This window comes from Acinetobacter sp. YH12231 (assembly GCF_013417755.1).
GTDB classification, from domain to species: Bacteria; Pseudomonadota; Gammaproteobacteria; order Pseudomonadales; family Moraxellaceae; genus Acinetobacter; species Acinetobacter amyesii.
This window is the reverse complement of sequence record NZ_VPDJ01000012.1, coordinates 15291-35765: the sequence shown is the minus strand read 5'-3', so window position 1 is coordinate 35765 and position 20475 is coordinate 15291. Positions and strand designations below refer to the sequence as shown.

Below are 20475 nucleotides of genomic sequence, written 5' to 3'. Positions count from 1 at the left end.
GGACCTCTATTTTGAAAATTAGAAAGCCGTAAATTGACTTCTTTGTGCATGCGGCTGACAGCGTAAGTACTGCGGAGAAATTTTTAAATTTTCACCGAGTTCTGCAGCAGCATGCCATGGCCAACGCGGGTCATATTGAATTGCACGAGCAAGACCAATCGCATCTGCCATGCCATATTGTAAGATGCCTTCGGCTTGCATTGCTTCGGTAATTAAACCCACAGCAATGACGGGAACCTGAACGGCTTGCTTAATGGCTTCTGCAAAGGGCACTTGATAACTGGCTTGTAATTGAATTTTTTGCGCAACATCTAAGCCGCCACTAGAAACATGAATATAGGCTGTGCCTAGTTGTGCAAGCGCTTTTGACAAACCAACAGCCGAGTCTAGATCCCAACTCGGTGCTTCAGTATATTCCATCCAATCAGTTGCGGAAATACGTACCCCTATTGGATAATCTTCAGGAACGGTATTTTTCATGGCTTGGAACACTTCAAGCGTCAGCCGAATGCGATTTTCCAGACTGCCACCATATTCATCGCTACGCTGATTCGACAATGGCGACATAAATTGATGCAGCAAATAACCATGTGCAGCATGTAGCTCAATTAAGTCAAAGCCTGCATTTACCGCTCGTTTTGCTGAATCGGCAAAGTCTTGAATGACCTGCTGGATTTCATCTCGACTTAAAGCATGGGGTGCATGATCTGTGGCATTAAAGGGCAACTCACTTGCTGAAACAGTTTGCCATCCTTGAGGGTGATCTGGGGGTAATTGTCCACGTCCTGCCCAAGGTTTATCTGTCGATGCCTTGCGACCCGCATGTGCCAGTTGGATAGCAAATGGCATAGGTGAAAGTGATTTCACCTTGGCCAATAGTGCCTTCATCTGTGCGCGTTGCATATCATTCCAAAGGCCGAGGTCTGCATAGCTAATGCGCCCCTCTGCCTGTACAGCTGTTGCCTCGACGATACAAAGTCCAGCACCTGACAAGGCATAATTCGCCCATTGTTGCTCATGCCAATAGCTTAACTCCCCTTGCTCATTGGCAGAATATTGACACATGGGTGCAATCACGATTCGATTACTCAGCCCCAATGTTCCAAACTGAATTGGTTGAAATAACAACGCCACATCACTCTCCTTTTAGAAGGCTTTGGTCACACTCAATCCTGCACTCCAATTCACCCCATCCGCGGGTTCAAAGAAGCGTCCATTTCCATCATTGACGATCACTGAACCCACATAGTTTTCATCAAACAAATTATCTGCACGTACATAGGTTTTAACTTTCCAATCTGCTTGTTTCCATACATAACCAGCGTTGGCAGAAACCACGGTATAGCTCGACGCAGCATCACTGTTGGCATCATCGACATAGACTTTATCCATATAGCGCACATCTAGGCCGGCATTAAAGCCAATATCTGGCTGCCAATTCAGTGCGGCAAACGCTTGGTTTTTGGCAATACCCGGTATATAAGTGCCTTTGACGACATCACTGTCAGGAATTGCAGCATCAAATGTGGCATCGATATAACTGTAACTTGCTTGCGCGCTTAAATCTCGCCATAGCTGTTTATTCCACGAAAGCTCCACACCTTCACGTAAGGTTTTATCGGCATTTTTATAGGTTGCACGACCATTGATACTTCCTGCAGAGACGATGTCATCTTGAGTTTTGCTTTGGAATACCGCTGCAGTGAAATTCCCCCATGCATTTTGTGATTTAAGCCCAAGCTCGTAGTTATCGCTACTGGCTGGTTTTAAATCAAAATTCATGCCGTCATCTTTGGAATAGGCCATTTCTGTAAAGGTCGGTGTTTCAAAACCTTTTGCATAACTGGCATAGGCATTCAGTTGAGGCGCAATATTCCAGCTTACTGCTGCTGAAGGTAAAACTTTGTCATAATCTGTTTTACCGCTGTCATCCTTATTTAAACCCACGACATATTTATCGTCAGATTCATAATGAACATTGCTATATCGTAGCCCTGTATCTAAAGTCCAATTGGGTAAAAAATTCCACGAAGCTTGGACATAGGGATCTAAATTCCACAAGGTGTTGTTTTCATTTCGACGAATATTGCCTTTCTTGCCAAAATTTCCATTGGCATCAAAATTTTCATAGCCCTTACGGTCTTCATCCATATAATCAAAGGCAAGGCCTGCAGTAAAACGCGTATTCGGCAAGAGGTCTTTGCCTGTCCAGCGAATATCTGTTCCATAATAATCACGGCTAAAATCAATCACACCACCTGCATGTCTTTGATTTAATTGAATGGTATTCGGGATACAATCTTTTGTACCTATTTTTAAAGCACATTTTGGAATTGATTGATATTGGGTGACATCACGTTGCCCCATATACACCATTGCATTGAGTTCATGCTGCTCATTCAATGGTTTTTTCCACGTCAACCCAGTTTGAGTTTGGCTAATTTCCTTACGTACATCATAGGTATTATTGGCATCATTAACTTGTTTCGGATTTTGACGCAATTGCTCCCGATTCAGACCTTGTGGATCATCGGCATTGATATCCACATGATTCACAATCCAATTGACCTTGGAACCATCATCCAGATCCCAAGTCAGTTTTGCATTGCTAAGCACCTTATTTGCAGCACTATGATCACGGTAGCCATCGGTTTTAAAATAAGAAGAACTCACGACATAGCTAGGCTCATTGGCCTGTTCTGAGCCACCTTGCAGCACAATATCAGCACGACTTTTATGATGACTGCCGCCCGAATAGCCGAGTTCGATAGAGTCTTTTCCAGTACCTTGCTTGGTTGTTGTTAAGATCGCCCCACCCGAAGAGTTACCGTATAAAGAAGAAAATGGCCCGCCCAATACCTCGATATGATTTAAGCTACTCATATCGATATTTGATGTCTGTCCCTGACCATCCGGCATGGTCGCAGGGATTCCATCAACATATAAACGGATACCACGCACACCAAATGTTGAACGAGCGCCAAAGCCTCGCATAGACAGTTGCAAGTCTTGTGCATAGTTTTCACGGTTATTCAGTTGTAGTCCGGGCACACCTTTTAAGGTTTCGGACAGATTCACTCCAGTATTGTTATTATTTTCAGCCTGCTGTACACGGTATACCGATGCAGGTGTTTTTAACCACGTGGTATTGGTTCGTGGTGCTTCAATGGTAATCTCAGGAAGTAAAACAGGTTCCGTAGAACCTGTTTCTGCATACAGCTGTTGGCTAATACATGCCGTCAGGCAAAGTAAATGTGTCTTAAATGATGTGACGTTAAATTTACTTTGCATAGAGCACCTATTTTAACATTAGAAGATTACCTTAGAGCTTAAACCAATTAGGAAAGCATCATCAACTCGATTTGTTGAGCCTGGGTTAATCACATATTGTAAACTTGGGCGAATCATCAACCATTTCGTAGGGTTATGGCTATAGTTCAACTCGACATTATATTCTGCACTTGCATCAAATTTCTCAGCAGAAAGTCGATCATTGACATGCACACGGTTCACGCCCAAGCCAACCATATCGTTTGGTAAACGATCGGCCAATCCAATGTATTTCAAACCCAACTGCTGTGAGTTATCAACTTTTGTGGTGACACGATCATGCCAAGTAAAATTGGCAAAGCTATGCAAACCACGTTTGCCTTCACCTGTAGACGTCAATTGCTGTTCTACGGCTAACCAACCTGCAAAAGTACGGTTTTTAGCATCAGCTGGATTTGCAATGTCTTTTTGATTTTTGACATCATCAGCCGTGTTATATATACCGCCAACACGGTAACTGCCTGCTAAACCATTCACCAATGCTTTCGGTGTCCAAATGATTTCTACAGGAATAGTTACACCATCGGCATCATCGGTATCCAAATTCCAACCATGGCGTTCCAAAGCATTTTCAGGGTTGTATTCATACACACCCGCTTGTACAGCAAGTTCTGGGCTAAGCTCTTGCTTCACACGTGCGCCCCACTGTGAAACTGGGGTATTCATCCAAATATTGCCTTGCCATTTACCCATTTGCGCAGCGCAAAATGCAGTACTGGCAAAGTCACAGCCCGTCACGTTAAAGTCCATGCCCAAACCTAAACGGCCTGCTTTAATGCTTAAGCCTTGCTGTTTAAATTGCTTTTCAATAGACAGTTCAGATAAGCGAGTTTTCTGATTACCACGACCAAAATTGGCTTGTGCATTTGCCAATTGAGGAACATCTCCTTGCAAATCACGAACTGAGGTACTTTGACCTTGACGAGCAGTCATTACAGCACGCACAGTCACACCACCCCAACCTGCGAGTTTTTCCATATCAAGCTGTGTACCTAACCACAATTGGCTGGCTACCGTTGCTGAATGTCCCGGATTACGACCGCCATCGGCAAGATAGGCAGCATCAGCAGCAATATTGGCCTCAAACTTCACACCTTGTTGTGCAAGTTCGGTACGTTTACCATCCCAATCCCCGAGCATGTACTGACCTTTAGTGTCGAATGCTTCTGCGGCGTGAACATGTGTCATGGCTGCTACAACAAATGCAGGTAGAAAAGCTAGACTGTATTTTTTCATGGTAAAACCTAAATCTGGAGAGAGTCTCTAGACAAGCCACAAGGCTTGAAATCTAATGTCACAAAAATTACATAATTTTTCACGTTCTATCTCAGCATTATTTTTATCATTCACAAAACTTTAATTTATCGATAAATGATTTTAAATAAATCTATTGTTATATAATTATTTTAATTGTTATTTTTCAACACCTTATATTTTTGAAAAATTAAATTTTAAAATTCTGATCGCTTACTTAAACTCATTATCGTGACTTATTGGTTTATTATTCTCACAATAAATAACCTACAACCTGTTTAACCTTTTACTCAGACCGCCATGAAACTTGCATTCTGTAGGGCTAGGCCCAATAGTATGCATAACTTGAATGACCCATTGCTTCGACCTATATGCCTGAATTACCAGAAGTAGAAACCACTAAAACCAGTTTATTGCCATTATTAAATGAAAAGGTTCTCAAAGTTGAGGTTTTTCAGTCGAGCCTGCGTTGGCCTATTCCTGACGACATTCAAAAACTCGTCGGACAAAAGCTGCTTCAGCTCAGCCGTCGATCAAAATATATTTTGGCTGAATTTGAACAGGACAGCATGCTATGGCATTTGGGCATGTCTGGCAGTTTTCGGATTTGTGAAGGTCATGAAGCATTACGAAAGCATGATCATCTGGTGATTCATTTTGAAGATATGCAATTACGCTATCATGATCCGCGCCGTTTTGGCTGTATTTTATGGTTAGATGCATCATCTCAAAGCAAACTGATTGACACGCTTGGCCCTGAACCGCTGAGTGATGCGTTTAATGCTGAATACTTATTCCAAAAATTTAAAAATAAACAGACCGGTATCAAAGTGTCGATCATGGACAATCATATTGTGGTTGGTGTCGGCAATATCTATGCAACGGAAAGCTTATTTAACTTAGGCATACACCCTGCGCAGCCTGCATCAAGTTTGAGTTTTGAACAAGTTGAAAAAATGGTCATCGAAATCAAACGCATTTTAAAACAGGCAATTGATTTAGGCGGTTCGACGTTACGTGATTACACCAATGCGATGGGCGAAAATGGTTATTTCCAACAAACTCTGCTCGCCTACGGACGTGCCGGTGAAATGTGCATCAACTGTGAAACCATCTTGCAAAATATCAAACTAGGGCAACGTGCATCGGTGTTTTGCCCAGAGTGTCAGCCTTTAAAAAAGGTTAAAATGCTGAGTAAGAAAACCGTGAAAGGAAATAACGCATGAAGTCTGCGATTGTTCGCCACATATTAGTTAAAGATAAAGAACTATGTGAGCAACTGAAAAAGAAAATCAAAGGCGGTGCGGACTTTGCCAAAATTGCAAAGCAGCATTCGACATGCCCTTCGGGTAAAAAAGGCGGTGAGCTTGGCGACATTAAAAAAGGCCAACTGGTTGGTCCAATTGATAAGGCAGTTTTTACTTTGCCCGAACGTGAACTGCATGGCCCGATCAAAAGCCAGTTTGGCTGGCATTTGTTAGAAATTAAGTTTCGGATGGATTTTTAATCTCCTAAATCCCCCCTTTGAAAAGAAGGAATTCTCCTCCCTTTTTAAAATGGAGGTCGGAAGGGATTCAATAAAAAACGGCACTTCAAAGTGCCATTTTAAATGCTAAAGGATTAACCTTTACGTTTTAATTCATCACGAATTTCACGAAGTAATTCGATATCTTCTGGAGTCGCCTCTGGAGCTGGCTCTTCAACTTTTTGACGGCGCAATTTGTTCATCAATTTCACTAACCAGAATACGACCCATGCCAAAAGCAAGAAGTTGATTAAGATAGTTAAGAAGTTACCGTAAGCCAGCACATTAAGGCCTGCATCTTGTGCTGCTTTTAGCGTGGTTAAATTGTTTGGGTTATCGCCCAATACTAAGAACCAATTTGAATAATCAACGTCACCACCAAGGATCCAAGAAATAAAAGGCATGATAATGTCTTTTACCATGGAATCGATGATTTTACCGAAAGCACCACCAATGATGACACCTACAGCCAAGTCCATCACGTTGCCTTTTACGGCAAATTCTCTAAATTCTTGAATAATACTCATGTGATCTCCAGAAATTTTTTCAGCTTTAATTTTGTGACGAAGTATACATTATGTCTGTATAACTATTTCCACCTAATTTACTTGGTTTTTATTGGATTCTAAATGCCATGTATAAAAATTCACACAAAACATTTTTGATTTTGGTAATACATTCTATTAAAAAGGATTTATCAAAATTATACATGTCGAATTAAATGAATAAAGTCATTCAATTTTTGCATTTTTATTCAAAACACCCATGCATAAAAAAACCGCTAACCTAAGTCAGCGGTTTTTTTGAAACTGTAAAATTAACCGTTACGGTTACGTTTACGTTCGTTTTCAGTCAACCAGCGTTTACGGATACGGATTGACTTAGGTGTTACTTCAACTAATTCGTCGTCTTCAATGAATTCAAGCGCTTGTTCAAGCGTAAATTCAATGTGCGGAACAAGAGTCAACGCATCATCAGTACCAGAAGCACGTACGTTAGTTAGCTGTTTCGCTTTAGTTGGGTTAACAGTCATGTCGTCTGAACGTGAGTTAATACCAACGATCATACCTTCATAAACTTCTAACTGAGGTTTAGCGAATAGACGGCCACGGTCTTGTAAGCTGAATAGTGCATAGCCCAAGCAAGTACCTTGAACCATAGAAATCAACACACCATTTTGACGTTTCGCAACAGTACCTTGTTTCATAGGACCGTAGTGCGAGAAGCTAGAAGTCATGATACCTGTACCTGAAGTCATAGTTAAGAATTCAGAACGGAAACCAATTAAGCCACGAGAAGGAACAGTTGCTTCAATACGGATACGGCCTTTACCGTCAACTTCCATATTGGTCATTTCACCTTTACGGTGACCCATTTGTTCCATTACAGCGCCTTGGTGCTGCTCTTCAACGTCAAACGTTACGTTTTCGTATGGCTCTTGTTTTTCACCATCAATTTCTTTGATGATTACTTGTGGACGTGATACGCCCATTTCGAAGCCTTCACGACGCATGTTTTCAATAAGAACTGAAAGGTGAAGCTCACCACGACCAGATACTTTGAAACGGTCAGGACTGTCAGTATCTTCAACACGTAATGCTACGTTGTGAATCAATTCACGATCTAGACGTTCACGGATATTACGTGAAGTTACGAATTTACCTTCTTTACCAGCAAACGGTGAGTTGTTTACTTGGAAAGTCATCGATACAGTAGGTTCGTCTACAGAAAGTGCAGGTAAAGCTTCAACTGCTTTTGGATCACAGATTGTGTCAGAGATATGAAGTTCATCAATACCCGTTACACAAACAATGTCACCAGCAGAAGCTGATTCAACATCGATACGCTCTAAACCATGGTAACCCATGATTTTTAAGATACGACCGTTACGTGTTTTACCGTCTTTGTCAATTACAGTTACAGGAGTGTTTAATTTCACTGAACCACGTTGAATACGACCAACACCGATAACACCTACGAAGCTGTTATAGTCAAGTGAAGACACTTGCATTTGGAATGGACCGTCAACGTCAACCGCTGGTGGTTCAACGATGTCTACAATTGTTTCGAACAATGGAGTCATGTCTTCAGCAAGTTCTTCTGGAGATGGACCAGCCACACCACGAAGGCCTGAAGCATATACAACTGGGAAGTCTAACTGTTCGTCAGAACCACCAAGGTTGTCGAACAAATCGAATACTTGGTCAATTACCCAGTCTGGACGAGCGTTTGGCTTGTCGACTTTGTTAATAATTACGATTGGTTTCAAACCACGTGCGAACGCTTTTTGCGTTACGAAACGAGTTTGTGGCATTGGGCCTTCTTGAGAATCAACAAGAAGAAGTACGCAGTCAACCATTGACATTACACGTTCTACTTCACCACCGAAGTCGGCGTGTCCCGGGGTATCCACGATATTGATACGGTATTCAGTGTTAGTACGCTTGTCTAACCATTTGATTGCAGTGTTTTTTGCAAGAATGGTAATACCACGTTCACTTTCAATAGCGCCAGAATCCATTACACGTTCGATCTCGCCTGCGCGATCGCCAAGAGCACCTGATTGCTGTAAAAGTTTGTCTACAAGAGTAGTTTTACCATGGTCGACGTGCGCGATGATGGCAATGTTACGGAGAGTTTTAATATCTGACATGTGAATTCGATACGCCTAAAGTTTGAGGGCAAATTATACAGAAAAAATATAGATTTTAGTAGTGACAGTTTATTGACAATCGCATTTTTTTTGACGACTGGCACGCTTTTGGTTTTGTAAAGCTGTGTAAACAGATTAGAATAGCGCCACCTAGCCTTAATTTTCAGTGCCGCATGTCTGATTTAAACCAATCTCCCGAAGCAAAAGATCAACTCGATTTAGTCTATGGATTGAATGATCGACCAAAACCTTTTATTGCTTTTCTCGCTGCGTTTCAACATTTATTGGCCATTATTGTCCCAATTGTGACGCCGGGTCTGCTGATCTGTTTGGCACTTGGTGTGTCAAAAGAAGACACCAATATGATTCTGTCGATGTCATTGGTGATCTCTGGTATCGCAACCTTTTTACAATGTAAAAAAGTCGGTCCATTTGGTGCAGGTCTCCTGATTGTACAAGGAACCAGCTTTAACTTTATTGGTCCTATTATCGGTATTGGTTCTGCAATGGTTGCGGCAGGTACACCTGTAGAAGCAGTGATGGCATCTATCTTTGGTGTGGTGATCGCGGGTTCATTCATTGAAATGGGTGTGTCACGAATTTTACCGTGGGTGAAAAAACTGATCACTCCATTGGTAACAGGTATCGTGGTGTTATTGATTGGTCTGACTTTAATTAAAGAAGGCCTGATCAGCATGGGTGGTGGTTATCAAGCCATGGGCGATAAAACATTTGCCAATGCAGACAACCTCATCATGTCATGTACCGTTTTGGCACTGATCATTTTATTGAACCGTGTGCGTATTACATGGGTAAAAAGTTCTGCCATCCTAATTGCCTTAGTCGTGGGTTACATCCTTGCAGGCTTTATGGGTCATTTAAACTTTGATGGTTTAAAAGATGCGCCACTGGTTCAAATTCCAACACCGATGCACTTTGGCTTAAGCTTCTCTTGGAGCTTGTTTATTCCAATGGCATTTATCTACCTTGTGACATCTTTGGAAGCGATTGGCGATATTACCGCGACTTCTAAGCTTTCAAATCAAGCTGTAGATGGCCCTGAATGGATGAAGCGTATTAAAGGTGGTGTATTGGTGAATGGTGCAAACTCATTCCTTGCCGGTATCTTTAACACGTTCCCAAGTTCTGTATTTGCGCAAAACAACGGTGTTATTCAGTTAACAGGTGTTGCAAGCCGCTATGTAGGCATTTGGATTGCTGCCTTATTGGTTATTTTAGGCTTACTTCCTGCTGTAGCAGGTGTCATTCAAGCGGTTCCACAAGCCGTGCTTGGTGGTGCTGTGATGGTGATGTTCGGTGCTGTGGCTGCCTCTGGTATTAATATTTTGTCAGGCATTCATTTAGACCGCCGCGCACTATTAATCATTGCGATTTCATTGGCATTGGGTCTAGGTGTTGCACAAGTACCACAAATCCTTGAACATCTTCCTGAATTGTTCCGTAATATCTTCAGTTCAGGCGTTGCCACTGGTGGTATCGCTGCCCTTATTTTGAATATTGTTCTTCCTGAAGTGAAGAAGTAAGTTCATTTGTCAAAGAACACTGCCTAGGTTCCGCCCTAGGCAGTGTTTTTTATGATGGAGAAATCTATGGATCTCACAAGTGAAGTCGTTATACGACAGATCGATTTATTACAAGATCGCGTGCTTTTCGTAAATGCACCGACAGATGACTTACTCAGTCAATTGAATGACAATATTAAGCCATCGATTTGGTGCTGGAATTTTAATGATTTTCAGTACTTTCAAAATCAACAGTCAAACGTCCATTTTGGTGTCGATTTTCCTGAAGGTCAGTTTGATCAAGCGGTTATTTTTGTTCCGAAATCAAAAGAACTGCTAAATTATTTATTACACAATGTCGCAAGTCATCTTGCTCAAGGTGCGTCTATTTTCCTCGTGGGTGAGAAAAAAGGCGGTGTTGAACGCGCTGCAAAACAATTACAGCCCTTTGGTAAAACCCTAAAAATTGATAGCGCGCGTCACTGCCAAATGTGGCAAACCCTATTGGAAAAAACTGTCACACTGAAGCCACTGCAAGATTGGGTGCAAAAATATCCAGTTGAGACCCCAAATGGTGAGCTTACGATTTGCGCACTGCCTGGCGTATTTAGCCAGAACCGTTTAGATGTGGGTACGGCTACCTTATTGCCTTATTTATCACAGGTGACTTCGGGCAAAATTGCAGATTTTGGCTGTGGTGCGGGTGTTATCAGTGCTTATTTAGCCAAACTGAATCCTAAAAATCGTATCTTCGCCATGGATGTAGATGCCTTTGCACTAGCGTCTACACAAATGACATTTGAACAAAATTTGCTTGAACCTGAACAACTTGAGATTAAAGCGGTCACAGGAATCGAGGATGCTCCATTATTTTTACATGCCATAGTCAGCAATCCACCCTTCCATCAAGGGATTCAAACCGACTACAATGCCAGTGAAAATCTATGCAAAACTTCGCGCAGACATTTGAAGTCTGGGGGTGAGCTTTGGATTGTTGCCAACCGATTCCTCAATTATCCGACTTTAATTGAGCAGCATTATGGTCAATGTACAATCAAAGCCGACCAACAAGGATTTAAAGTCTTGTTTGCGAGCACGCAAAAAAATCTTAAGGAACAATGATGAGCGAAACTCAAAAACCAGCTCAGCTTCAGCGTAAGTTGGGTGCTCGCCATCTCAACATGATTGCAATTGGTGGATCCATTGGTACAGGTTTATTCCTTGCCTCAGGTGCAACCATTGCCAATGCAGGCCCGGGCGGCGCCCTGCTCGCATACTGCTTAATTGGTATCATGATTTACTTCTTGATGACCAGTTTAGGTGAGCTTGCAACACATAACCCAACTTCGGGTGCATTCTTTACCTACGGCACCAAATATGTCGAGGGCGGTTTCGGCTTCGCTTTGGGTTGGAACTATTGGTACAACTGGGCGATTACCGTGGCATTTGAATTGGTCGCAGTCCAATTCATTATGAAATTCTGGTTTCCAGATATTCCGGGCTTTTACTGGAGTGCGATTTTCCTCGCAATCGTCTTTGCCATTAATGCGCTGACCGTAAAAGGCTTTGGTGAATCCGAATTCTTCTTCTCCCTTGTTAAAGTGCTCGCAATTGTTGCCTTTATCATTATCGGTCTGTTTATGATTGGCAAAATCATGCTGACACCGGGTGTAGAAACATTTGCCAACTGGAGCAAGGGTGAAGCCCCATTTGTCGGTGGTTTATCTGCCTTGATTGGTGTCGCCATGATTGCCGGTTTCTCTTTCCAAGGGACTGAAATGGTTGGTGTGGCTGCAGGTGAATCGAAAGATCCTGAAAAGACCATCCCTATTGCCATCAAGCAAATTTTCTGGCGTATCTTGTTGTTTTATATCGTGTGTATTTTCATTATCGGCACACTGATTGCCTATGATGACCCACGTTTATTACAAGCGGCATCTTCTGAAAATATTGCACTATCACCATTTACCTTACTGTATGAAAAAGCAGGTTTTGCTTTTGCTGCATCGGTGATGAATGCAGTGATCTTGACTGCGATTTTATCAGCGGGTAACTCTGGTATGTACTCCTCTACTCGTATGCTGTTTGATATGGCACGTAAAGGCAGTGCGCCGAAAGTCTTTGGTCGCTTAGATTCACGTGGCGTACCGATGAATGCGCTTTATGCAACGACGGCGATTGCGGCACTGTGCTTCTTAACCACTTTTATCGGTGAACAAGCGGTCTTTAACTGGTTACTGAACATGTCAGGTATGTGTGGCTTTATTGTGTGGCTCGGTATTGCAGTTTCACATTATCGCTTCCGTAAAGGCTACTTGGCTCAAGGCAATAAATTAGAAGATCTTGCTTACCGTGCAAAATTCTTCCCATTTGCACCGTGGTTTGCCTTTATTTTGTGTGCCATCGTAGTCCTTGGTCAGAACTATCAAGCCGTTTTAGATGGTGAATGGTTAGCCGTTGTTTCTACCTATATTGGTATTTTCTTATTCCTTGCCATTTGGTTCGGTTATAAGTGGAAACACAAAACTAAGTTGGTTCCATATCAAGAAATGGATGTAAAACCAATGAAAGTTGATCAAGAATAATGTGATCACTAAATAAAAAAAGCAGCCTAAGAGCTGCTTTTTTTATGGCTAAAATTGTGTCTCAATACATTCACGCTTTAACAAAATGCTTAGTGTCTATTTAAAGTACGCTGTCTCACCTATAACCGCCAATTTATCTACTCATTCGATCATTTTTAAGCGCTCAAATAAAAACGCCCAATGCAATGCATCAGGCGTTTGTTCAAAATTAATCACCTTTTCAGGTTTGATTTTCAATAGTTAAGAAGCATTATGCTGTTGTACAAATCTAATAAACTCTTCTTCGCTCATCACAGGTACACCCAACTTTTCAGCCTTTTCTAATTTAGAACCTGCCTTTTCACCTGCAACTACACATTTGGTTTTACCCGAAACACTACCACTGACACGTGCGCCTAAGGCTTGAAGCATTTGCGTCGCTTCATCACGACCCATGGTACTCAATGTCCCAGTAATCACCCAACTCTCGCCATTCAGTGGCTGACGGCTTGGTGCAACGGGTGCATCCCAATGAATCCCTGCTGCCAACAAACGATCAACCACTTCGAGGTTATGCGGCGCTTGGAAAAAGTCGACAATCCATTCAGCGGTAATATCACCAACGTCTGGCGTTTTTTTCAAGGATTCGAGATCTGCATGACGAATCGCATCAAAGGTTTGGAAGGTATTGGCGAGCATGCGTGCCGTGGTTTCACCCACGCCTCGAATGCCAAGTGCATAAATAAATGCGCCTAGTGTCGTTTTCTTACTATTTTCAATAGAATCGATGAGGTTTTGAACCGACTTCTCGCCCATTTTTTCAATAGTCAGTAATTTTTCACGATGCGCATGCAAGCTATAAATATCAGCAACATCTTTGAGCAGATCCAAATGTAAAAGTGATTCCGCCCAACGGTCGCCTAAGCCCTCAATGTCCATAGCTTTACGCGATACAAAGTGACGAATCGCCTCAATACGCTGTGCAGCACAGTACAAACCACCTGAACAACGTGCCAAGGCTTCACCTTCGGGCATCACCACTGGAGATGAGCAGACTGGGCAATATGCAGGTAACTGAACTTCTACCGTATCTACAGGACGGAATTCAGGCCATACTTTTTCCACTTTTGGAATCACATCACCGCTACGGTAAACACTCACGGTATCGCCTACACGGACATCTAGGCGGTGAATTTCACCAATATTATGAAGAGTGACATTGGAAACCGTTACCCCTCCGACTGCCACAGGGTTTAAACGTGCGACTGGGGTCAAAGTGCCTGTACGCCCCACTTGCCAATCAATATTTTCAACCGTCGTGAGCGCTGCAACTGCAGGGAATTTATATGCCGTTGCCCAGCGTGGCTCACGGCTTAAAAAACCTAAAGTTTGCTGCTGTTTCAAACTATTCACTTTAATCACCATGCCATCAATTTCAACACTCAGGCTTGGACGATCAATGATCATTTGCTCATACGCAGCTTGTACGTCCTGAATGCTGTCACAAATAAAGTGACGTTCACCGACAGCAAAACCAAACTGTGTTAGCCATTCTAAGCTAGCAGACATGGTGGTTTGACCATGATGTGGTTCGCACTGTGCAATGCCATAAGCATAAAAAGCCAAAGGACGCGAAGCCGCAATTGCAGGATCGAGTTGACGTAAGCTTCCTGCTGCTGCATTTCGTGGATTGGCAAAGGTTTTTTCACCTTTGGCTTCATTTTCAGCATTAAGCTTTTCAAAGCCTGACTTTGGCATCAGGACTTCACCACGGACTTCAAGCAGACTTGGAATTTCAGTCTGTGTAGAAGTCAGTACTTTAGGTAAATTACGAATGGTTTTTACATTTTGGGTAATGTCTTCCCCAGTTTCACCATCACCCCGTGTCACACCACGGACTAAAATGCCATTTTCATACCAGAGAGAAATGGCCAGTCCATCAAATTTTAATTCGACATCATATTCAATTTTTTGATTCGGCAAGCGCTCTTCCGCACGACGCGCAAAGGCAAATAAATCTTCTGCATTAAACACATTACCCAATGACAACATGGGTACTGCATGGGTTACAGATTCAAACTTAGACAAGGCCTTTCCACCCACTTTTGTAGTTGGTGTATCAGGTTGTACTAAATCAGGGTATTGCTCTTCTAAAGCTTTTAATTGGTGAAAAAGTTGATCATATTCACTGTCCTCAATTTCTGGCGTGTCCATGACATAGTAGGCATGGTTATGCTTCGCCAAGAGTTGAATCAGTTGTCGCATCTGTGCAACGACAGTGGATTGTTGTGTCATACATTCACCATAAAAAAGGGCGGTTCATGCTCCGCCCTCAAATTTCATTATCTGTTGCTATTATAGAAACCCACTCGGTGAGTTTCAATCAAAGACGCTTAGACTTCGATAGCTTGACCTTGACGATAATCAATCGCTTGATGACGCCAATGTTCACGCATCTGCGGTGTAAATTCTTGGTTATTTTGATCATACACAGTACCGTCAATTTCACGGGCAATTAGACGTGAAATGCTATCCATGGTATCAAAGGCATTTTGTACATCGCTGTGTGGCAGCGCTAAGAAGAAGGCCAAACCTTTTACTTCTTCAGTCGATAAAGTTTCAAGATCAAAACCTTGCGCAGCGCCATCATTATTCATTTGCAATACAGAGAATAATAACTTTGTACCTTCTTCATCATAGCGATGGAAACAGGCCATTTCGCCAAAACGCAGGCCGTATTTGAGTAACACTTTTAATGCTTTTTCACCTGACAATGCACGGCTATCTGGGAAAACATTTAAGGCGATATAAGTTTCCGCAGTTGCTAAAGCACTTTCTTCATCAACAATTTTTTGTTCATGTAAATGCGCATCCAAAATACTGCTTTCTTCATCAAAATCGCTGATTTCAGCTTTTTCAATTGCGCTATTTACACTAAACTCTGGCGCTTTTTCCGCAGGAACAGCGTCAGCCTGAACGTGTGTCGCAGCAGTCGCTGCGTCATTGGCATCGGCGGCTACAGATGCAACAGTTGTAGATTCAGTTGCTTCTGTAGACAATGTACTGTCTTCTGTTGCAGTTTGAGCGTTTTCAACTGAAACGGGATCCGTCGTTGTCGTCTCAGTCTTTGCCGTAGCCTCAACGCTCTGCTCCGCTTGTTCCGTTGCCGTTGCTTCTGGCGTTACATTTGCTTGAACAGCTTCAGTCGTTTCAACCGCTGTGACTTTTTCCTCAGCCAAAGTCGGCTCTACACGTTGCGTGGTTTCAGGTGTATTTAACTGATTGCGTACATGGCGCGGAATAACAGGTTGCTGACTATCAGGATCAATATGTAATTCGGTGTCAAGTGATGGCGCTGCATCTGCAGGTTTACGAAACATCATTCGAATACCCACAACCATTATAATTACAGCGATTACAATCCCAGCTATAGTGGTGATTTCCATGTTATGCCTCCGCAGCTAAACCGTATTCTTTGGCTTGCTCTATATTCACAGTCACTAATTTTGAAGTTCCTGGTTCTGGCATGGTCACACCAAGTAAGTCAGTTGCCATTGTCATAGCCAGTTTATTGTGTGTAATGTAGATAAATTGCACTTGTTCTGAAAGCTCTTTTACAAGATTACAAAATCTTCCTACATTTGCATCGTCTAAAGGTGCATCGACTTCGTCTAAAACGCAAAATGGTGCAGGATTTAGGCGGAAAATCGCAAAAACCAAAGCCAATGCGGTCAGTGCCTTTTCACCACCTGACAATAATGCCAAAGAGCTATTTCGTTTACCCGGTGGTCGTGCCATAAGTTTTACACCCGATTGCCAACCATCTTCAAGGCTTAAGCTTGCTTCACCACCATTAAATACTTTCGGAAATAACGCTTGAAGTTCTGCATTGACCTTATCAAAAGTGGTCATAAACAGCTTCCGCGTTTCCTGATCAATGCTTTTCATCGCAGCTTGCAGTTGTTCAACGGTCTTTTGCAAGTCATCAATTTGGTGGCTTAAATCATCAAAGCGTTTAGAAACTTCAGTATATTCTTCTGCCGCAGCCAAGTTGACTGCACCCAATTTATCAAACTGCTGCTGTGCTTTTTCGAGTTTTTGCTGATGGGATACCACATCAAGGCTTAAACCTGTCAGCATTTCGCTGTTCATTTCTTTCAGCTGTTCAGAATAATGCTGCAAATCAGACTGCGCGGATTGCCAAGCCAGACGCTTTTCTTCCAATTGCGTACGCAATTTTTCATCTTGCTGTTGATGTGAATGGCGTTGTTCCGTCAATGTCTGTTGTTTGCTCTGTACGTTATTCAGTTCAAGCTGCCAGTCATTCCAGGTTTTTTGTAAACGTTCAGTGACTTGAGCCTGTTCAGAATACTGTGACTCAAGCGCAGGCAATTCTAACTGTACCGGATCGACAAATTTCTTTGCCTGCTCCATCTGTCCAATAATTTGCTGAGTTTGCGCTTTCAAAAAGACCGTGTCTTTTTCTAATAATTCAATCTGTTGTTTCGTCTGTACAGACTGACGACGCACGATTTCCAATTCTTGCTGACTGTGTAATGCCACTTGTTGAGCACTTTCCAGCGCTAGACTCAATTCTTCAACTTGGAATTGCAAGGTTTTATAATTGGGCAAGGCTTGCTCAAGCTTCATTGTCAGCGCATGCAGATCAATTTCCAAATCGTCTTTTTGCATGGCATCTTCTTCGAGCTGCGCTTCAAGTTGCTGCAATTGATCTTCTAACTGCTGCTTTTGTAATGCAAATGCCTGATTGGAACTTTGTACCTTCGCAATGGCAACATCAGCATTTTGAATGTCTTTTTGCCAATTTTTTAATTGACTGTGTTGCTGTTGCAGGTTTTGCTGTAAAGCCTGTATGGCATTTTGCAACTCAGGCAATTGGCCTTCTAGTTGTGCCAGTTTAGGCTGCTGCTCTGCAAGTAATTCAGTCAATTCATCTAAACGAATACGATGGCTCAATGCACCTTGGCCTGCTTGGCTGTCCTCGTCATAGTCCAAACCAATCACCCAATCCGCACCGACATGATAACCATCGAGCGTGAGTATTGACTGACCTGCGGCCAGTTTAGCCTGATGGCTCAATGCCACCGTCAATGTTTCAGCAATCGCGACCTGCTGCCAGATTGAAAGCTGTGGTGCTTCAACCCACGTCACCAAAGCATCTAATCCAACGATTTGTGCTGCAGTGTGGTGACTGCCTTTGACCTGACGTGCAACACTGTCTTGAAAATTATCACTGTGTCCCAAGACTTGGGCACTCAGCCATTTAGACAAAAATTTCTCGACCAGTTGTGCATGCTGTTTACCTTGTGTGCTCAACTGCAACTGCTGCATTAAATGTTGACGCTGGCTTTGCTGCTTTGGACTGGCTTTAATCATCAATTGATTTAGGTTTTTCTGCTCTGACAACAGCACCTGTATTTCTGACTTTAGCTGCAGCACCATATTTTTATGCTGTGCCTGCTGTTCTTGTGCAGCTGCAAGCTGTGCTTGAGTTTCGGCAATCACCTGCTCTTGTTGCACAATTTGCTGTTCGAGCTGCTGCTTATCTTGCTGATACTGCTCCAACTCATCTTGCTGCGCCTGATGCTGAATTTGACCTCGTTGCTGTTGCAGAGTCTCACGTTGTTGCTCAATACGACCAATATTTTTGGTCAATTGTTCACTCTGCGCCAACATCTGTAGCTTTTGCTGTTGCTGCTTTTCAACTTGCCCACGGCATTGTTCAAATTGTTGAACTGCTTGTTGATGCTGAGCTTTCAAATCGGCTAACTGCTGGGTCTGTTCCTGACTACTGCTTTCTTGGCGCTGTAATTGCTCAACAAATCCATCTTGCTGTTCTTGCAGCGTTTCCAGTTGTAACTCTAATAGCTGTAAACGTTCTTTGGTTTGAGCTTTTTGCTTTTCAAGCTCCACCAAACTTGCCGAATTTTGTGCAAATAAACCCTGCTTTTGCTCCAGCGTCATTTTCAACTCAGACAGTTTCTTTTCCGCCTGTTGCCATTCGCTTTGTAATGGCGTGGACTGTTGAATAAGCCGTTGAAATAAAGCACTGGTGGAAGATAAGTCATGTTCTAAGGTGTTCAGCTCAGAACGCACCAGTTTGAAAGTTTCCCCAAGCTCATTCATATGAAGCGTGTATTCTTGCTGTAAACGCATACTTTGTTCACATTGGAAAGACAGCACTTCAATTTTAATCGTGCGAATTTGGGTTTCTAATTCTTTGTATTGCACCGCCGTTTCAGACTGACGTTTTAAGGTTTTCAGCTGAGACTTTAGTTCGGATGCAATGTCTTCGAGACGTTCTAAATTTTGAGTGGTGTGTTCTAGATGCTGTAAAGTTTCACGACGACGAGCTTGATAGCGAGAAACCCCAGCGGCTTCTTCAATATACACACGCATTTCTTCAGGTTTGGCATCGACCAAACGGTTGATCATGCCCTGTTCAATAATCGCATACGAACGTGGACCTAAACCGGTACCTAAAAAAATATCGGTAATATCACGACGGCGGCATTTGGTGCCGTTGAGGAAATATTCGGATTTACCATCACGATTGACCTGACGACGAACTGCTAGTTCAGTATAGGCATTATAAGCGCCACCTAGCTTGCCATAGGTATTATCAAAACGCAGTTCAACACTCGCCATCCCGACTGGTTTACGCTTGGCCGTTCCGGTAAAAATAACATCTTGCATGGTGCCACCACGCAATTGACGAGCACTGGATTCACCCATAACCCAACGAATGGCATCAATCACATTGGATTTACCACAGCCGTTCGGTCCAACAACCGCACTACGGTTGCCTTCAAATTTTAGAGTTGTGCTATCGGCAAAAGATTTGAAGCCGGAAAGTTTTAAACTGCTTAAACGCATAATGTCCTGATCAGCGGCGTGAACGTCTCGCCCACGCTAATTCGATTTGTTTCATCCGTGTTAGTGATTCCAACACAAGGTTGCGTAAGTGTCGACAAAAATCTTCCATAAATAAAGTGGCTTGATGTGATTTTCTGATTAAAACTGCATCAGTCACCAATTTAAACAAATCAAAAGATTCTTGGAGTTCACGTCGTGAAATATTCAGTGTCAGAAAATAACTGCGTCTGAGTGATGGCAACAATTCTTGGTAATAACGCATCAGGTAGGTATTTCCCACCATTTCATGCTGACGAGCCATGCCCTGAAAAATCAGATCATAAAACTTTTCGGTATTGCCTTGGCGAGTTTCTACATCTAATTGTTCAAGTAATGACTGGATACGCTCAGCTTCATGGCTGCGCCACGTTTCCGCCATACGATGCACAATTTGGCCCAACAATAATGCTGCAATATCAAATAATGAACGCACTTGTAAAGCCGACATTTCAGAGACTAAGGCGCCACGTCGCGGGTAGATTTCAATGAGTTGGGTCCGTTCTAAAATCAATAAAGCTTCACGAACAGAGCCACGGCTCACATCCAATTCAGCCGCAATTCTAAGTTCCTGAATACGCTCGCCTTCGACCAACTCACCGCGAATGATTTGTTCACCGATGTGTTTGGCAATTTGTTCTGACAAACTGTCCGCTTCTTGTTGTTGCATACTGTTCCTATCTTTTTTTTATA

14 protein-coding genes are annotated in these 20475 nt (G+C 42.7%); 5 read left to right on the top strand and 9 right to left on the bottom strand.

Annotated features, from left to right (window positions below; all coding sequences use genetic code 11):
- Positions 1–18: 18 nt before the first annotated feature.
- From FTV11_RS08870 to FTV11_RS08860, 3 genes are read right to left on the bottom strand one after another with little or no spacing between them, the layout of a single operon-like run.
- Positions 19–1134, bottom strand: a complete 1116-nt coding sequence (locus FTV11_RS08870; protein ID WP_180073861.1) for an NADH:flavin oxidoreductase/NADH oxidase — start codon at positions 1132–1134, stop codon at positions 19–21.
- A 12-nt stretch (positions 1135–1146) separates the two neighbouring features.
- On the bottom strand, positions 1147–3291 hold the full coding sequence (locus tag FTV11_RS08865) for a TonB-dependent receptor (protein ID WP_180073860.1): 2145 nt from the start codon (positions 3289–3291) through the stop codon (positions 1147–1149).
- Between the two features lie 18 nt (positions 3292–3309).
- Positions 3310–4566, bottom strand: a complete 1257-nt coding sequence (locus FTV11_RS08860) for a carbohydrate porin (protein WP_180073859.1) — start codon at positions 4564–4566, stop codon at positions 3310–3312.
- 389 nt (positions 4567–4955) lie between these two features.
- Here FTV11_RS08860 and mutM point away from each other — a divergent pair, with 389 nt between their 5' ends.
- Positions 4956–5810 carry a bifunctional DNA-formamidopyrimidine glycosylase/DNA-(apurinic or apyrimidinic site) lyase gene (gene mutM, locus FTV11_RS08855; RefSeq protein ID WP_180059797.1) on the top strand — a complete coding sequence of 285 codons (855 nt, stop codon included), beginning with the start codon at positions 4956–4958 and terminating at the stop codon, positions 5808–5810.
- The gene (locus tag FTV11_RS08850) at positions 5807–6091 is read left to right on the top strand and encodes a peptidylprolyl isomerase (protein ID WP_086198859.1); all 285 of its coding nucleotides are present in this window, start codon (positions 5807–5809) and stop codon (positions 6089–6091) included. The genes mutM and FTV11_RS08850 overlap by 4 nt, the downstream gene beginning before the upstream one ends.
- A 113-nt stretch (positions 6092–6204) precedes the next feature.
- Here the strand turns inward: FTV11_RS08850 and mscL are convergent, their stop codons facing one another.
- Entirely contained in the window at positions 6205–6636 is a 432-nt protein-coding gene (gene mscL / locus FTV11_RS08845) for a large conductance mechanosensitive channel protein MscL (protein WP_078192339.1), read from the bottom strand.
- Between the two features lie 290 nt (positions 6637–6926).
- Positions 6927–8762 carry a translational GTPase TypA gene (gene typA, locus FTV11_RS08840; RefSeq protein WP_111884800.1) on the bottom strand — a complete coding sequence of 612 codons (1836 nt, stop codon included), beginning with the start codon at positions 8760–8762 and terminating at the stop codon, positions 6927–6929.
- A 173-nt stretch (positions 8763–8935) separates the two neighbouring features.
- Between typA and FTV11_RS08835 the strand changes: the two genes are divergently transcribed.
- The 3 genes from FTV11_RS08835 (at position 8936) to FTV11_RS08825 (ending at position 12870) form a co-directional block, all read left to right on the top strand.
- Positions 8936–10306: a uracil-xanthine permease family protein gene (locus FTV11_RS08835; RefSeq protein WP_078191151.1), complete on the top strand. Its 1371-nt coding sequence runs from the start codon at positions 8936–8938 to the stop codon at positions 10304–10306.
- A gap of 66 nt (positions 10307–10372) precedes the next feature.
- The gene (locus FTV11_RS08830; protein WP_078192341.1) at positions 10373–11407 is read left to right on the top strand and encodes a methyltransferase; all 1035 of its coding nucleotides are present in this window, start codon (positions 10373–10375) and stop codon (positions 11405–11407) included.
- Positions 11407–12870 (top strand): amino acid permease, encoded by a 1464-nt coding sequence (locus FTV11_RS08825; protein ID WP_180073858.1) that lies wholly within the window; start codon positions 11407–11409, stop codon positions 12868–12870. The genes FTV11_RS08830 and FTV11_RS08825 overlap by 1 nt, the downstream gene beginning before the upstream one ends.
- Positions 12871–13110: 240 nt before the next feature.
- On the opposite strand, the gene ligA is transcribed toward FTV11_RS08825, so the two are convergent.
- The 4 genes from ligA to FTV11_RS08805 all read right to left on the bottom strand — a co-directional run bounded on the left by ligA (position 13111) and on the right by FTV11_RS08805 (position 20452).
- The gene (gene ligA, locus FTV11_RS08820; RefSeq protein WP_180073857.1) at positions 13111–15144 is read right to left on the bottom strand and encodes an NAD-dependent DNA ligase LigA; all 2034 of its coding nucleotides are present in this window, start codon (positions 15142–15144) and stop codon (positions 13111–13113) included.
- A 98-nt stretch (positions 15145–15242) separates the two neighbouring features.
- Positions 15243–16295: a cell division protein ZipA C-terminal FtsZ-binding domain-containing protein gene (locus FTV11_RS08815; RefSeq protein ID WP_180040879.1), complete on the bottom strand. Its 1053-nt coding sequence runs from the start codon at positions 16293–16295 to the stop codon at positions 15243–15245.
- A gap of 1 nt (position 16296) precedes the next feature.
- Positions 16297–19746 carry a chromosome segregation protein SMC gene (gene smc, locus FTV11_RS08810; protein ID WP_180073856.1) on the bottom strand — a complete coding sequence of 1150 codons (3450 nt, stop codon included), beginning with the start codon at positions 19744–19746 and terminating at the stop codon, positions 16297–16299.
- Positions 19747–19756: 10 nt separating this feature from the next.
- A complete protein-coding gene (locus FTV11_RS08805) occupies positions 19757–20452 on the bottom strand; it encodes a GntR family transcriptional regulator (RefSeq protein ID WP_180073855.1) in 696 nt (231 codons plus the stop codon).
- Positions 20453–20475 lie beyond the last annotated feature (23 nt).

Coding starts and splice junctions, on each gene's coding strand:
- FTV11_RS08825 (WP_180073858.1), top strand. CDS start 11,407: ATGAGCGAAACTCAAAAACCAGCTCAGCTTCAGCGTAAGTTGGGTGCT.
- smc (WP_180073856.1), bottom strand. CDS start 19,746: ATGCGTTTAAGCAGTTTAAAACTTTCCGGCTTCAAATCTTTTGCCGAT.
- FTV11_RS08830 (WP_078192341.1), top strand. CDS start 10,373: ATGGATCTCACAAGTGAAGTCGTTATACGACAGATCGATTTATTACAA.
- ligA (WP_180073857.1), bottom strand. CDS start 15,144: ATGACACAACAATCCACTGTCGTTGCACAGATGCGACAACTGATTCAA.
- mutM (WP_180059797.1), top strand. CDS start 4,956: ATGCCTGAATTACCAGAAGTAGAAACCACTAAAACCAGTTTATTGCCA.
- FTV11_RS08815 (WP_180040879.1), bottom strand. CDS start 16,295: ATGGAAATCACCACTATAGCTGGGATTGTAATCGCTGTAATTATAATG.
- FTV11_RS08865 (WP_180073860.1), bottom strand. CDS start 3,291: ATGCAAAGTAAATTTAACGTCACATCATTTAAGACACATTTACTTTGC.
- typA (WP_111884800.1), bottom strand. CDS start 8,762: ATGTCAGATATTAAAACTCTCCGTAACATTGCCATCATCGCGCACGTC.
- FTV11_RS08860 (WP_180073859.1), bottom strand. CDS start 4,566: ATGAAAAAATACAGTCTAGCTTTTCTACCTGCATTTGTTGTAGCAGCC.
- mscL (WP_078192339.1), bottom strand. CDS start 6,636: ATGAGTATTATTCAAGAATTTAGAGAATTTGCCGTAAAAGGCAACGTG.
- FTV11_RS08835 (WP_078191151.1), top strand. CDS start 8,936: ATGTCTGATTTAAACCAATCTCCCGAAGCAAAAGATCAACTCGATTTA.
- FTV11_RS08805 (WP_180073855.1), bottom strand. CDS start 20,452: ATGCAACAACAAGAAGCGGACAGTTTGTCAGAACAAATTGCCAAACAC.
- FTV11_RS08850 (WP_086198859.1), top strand. CDS start 5,807: ATGAAGTCTGCGATTGTTCGCCACATATTAGTTAAAGATAAAGAACTA.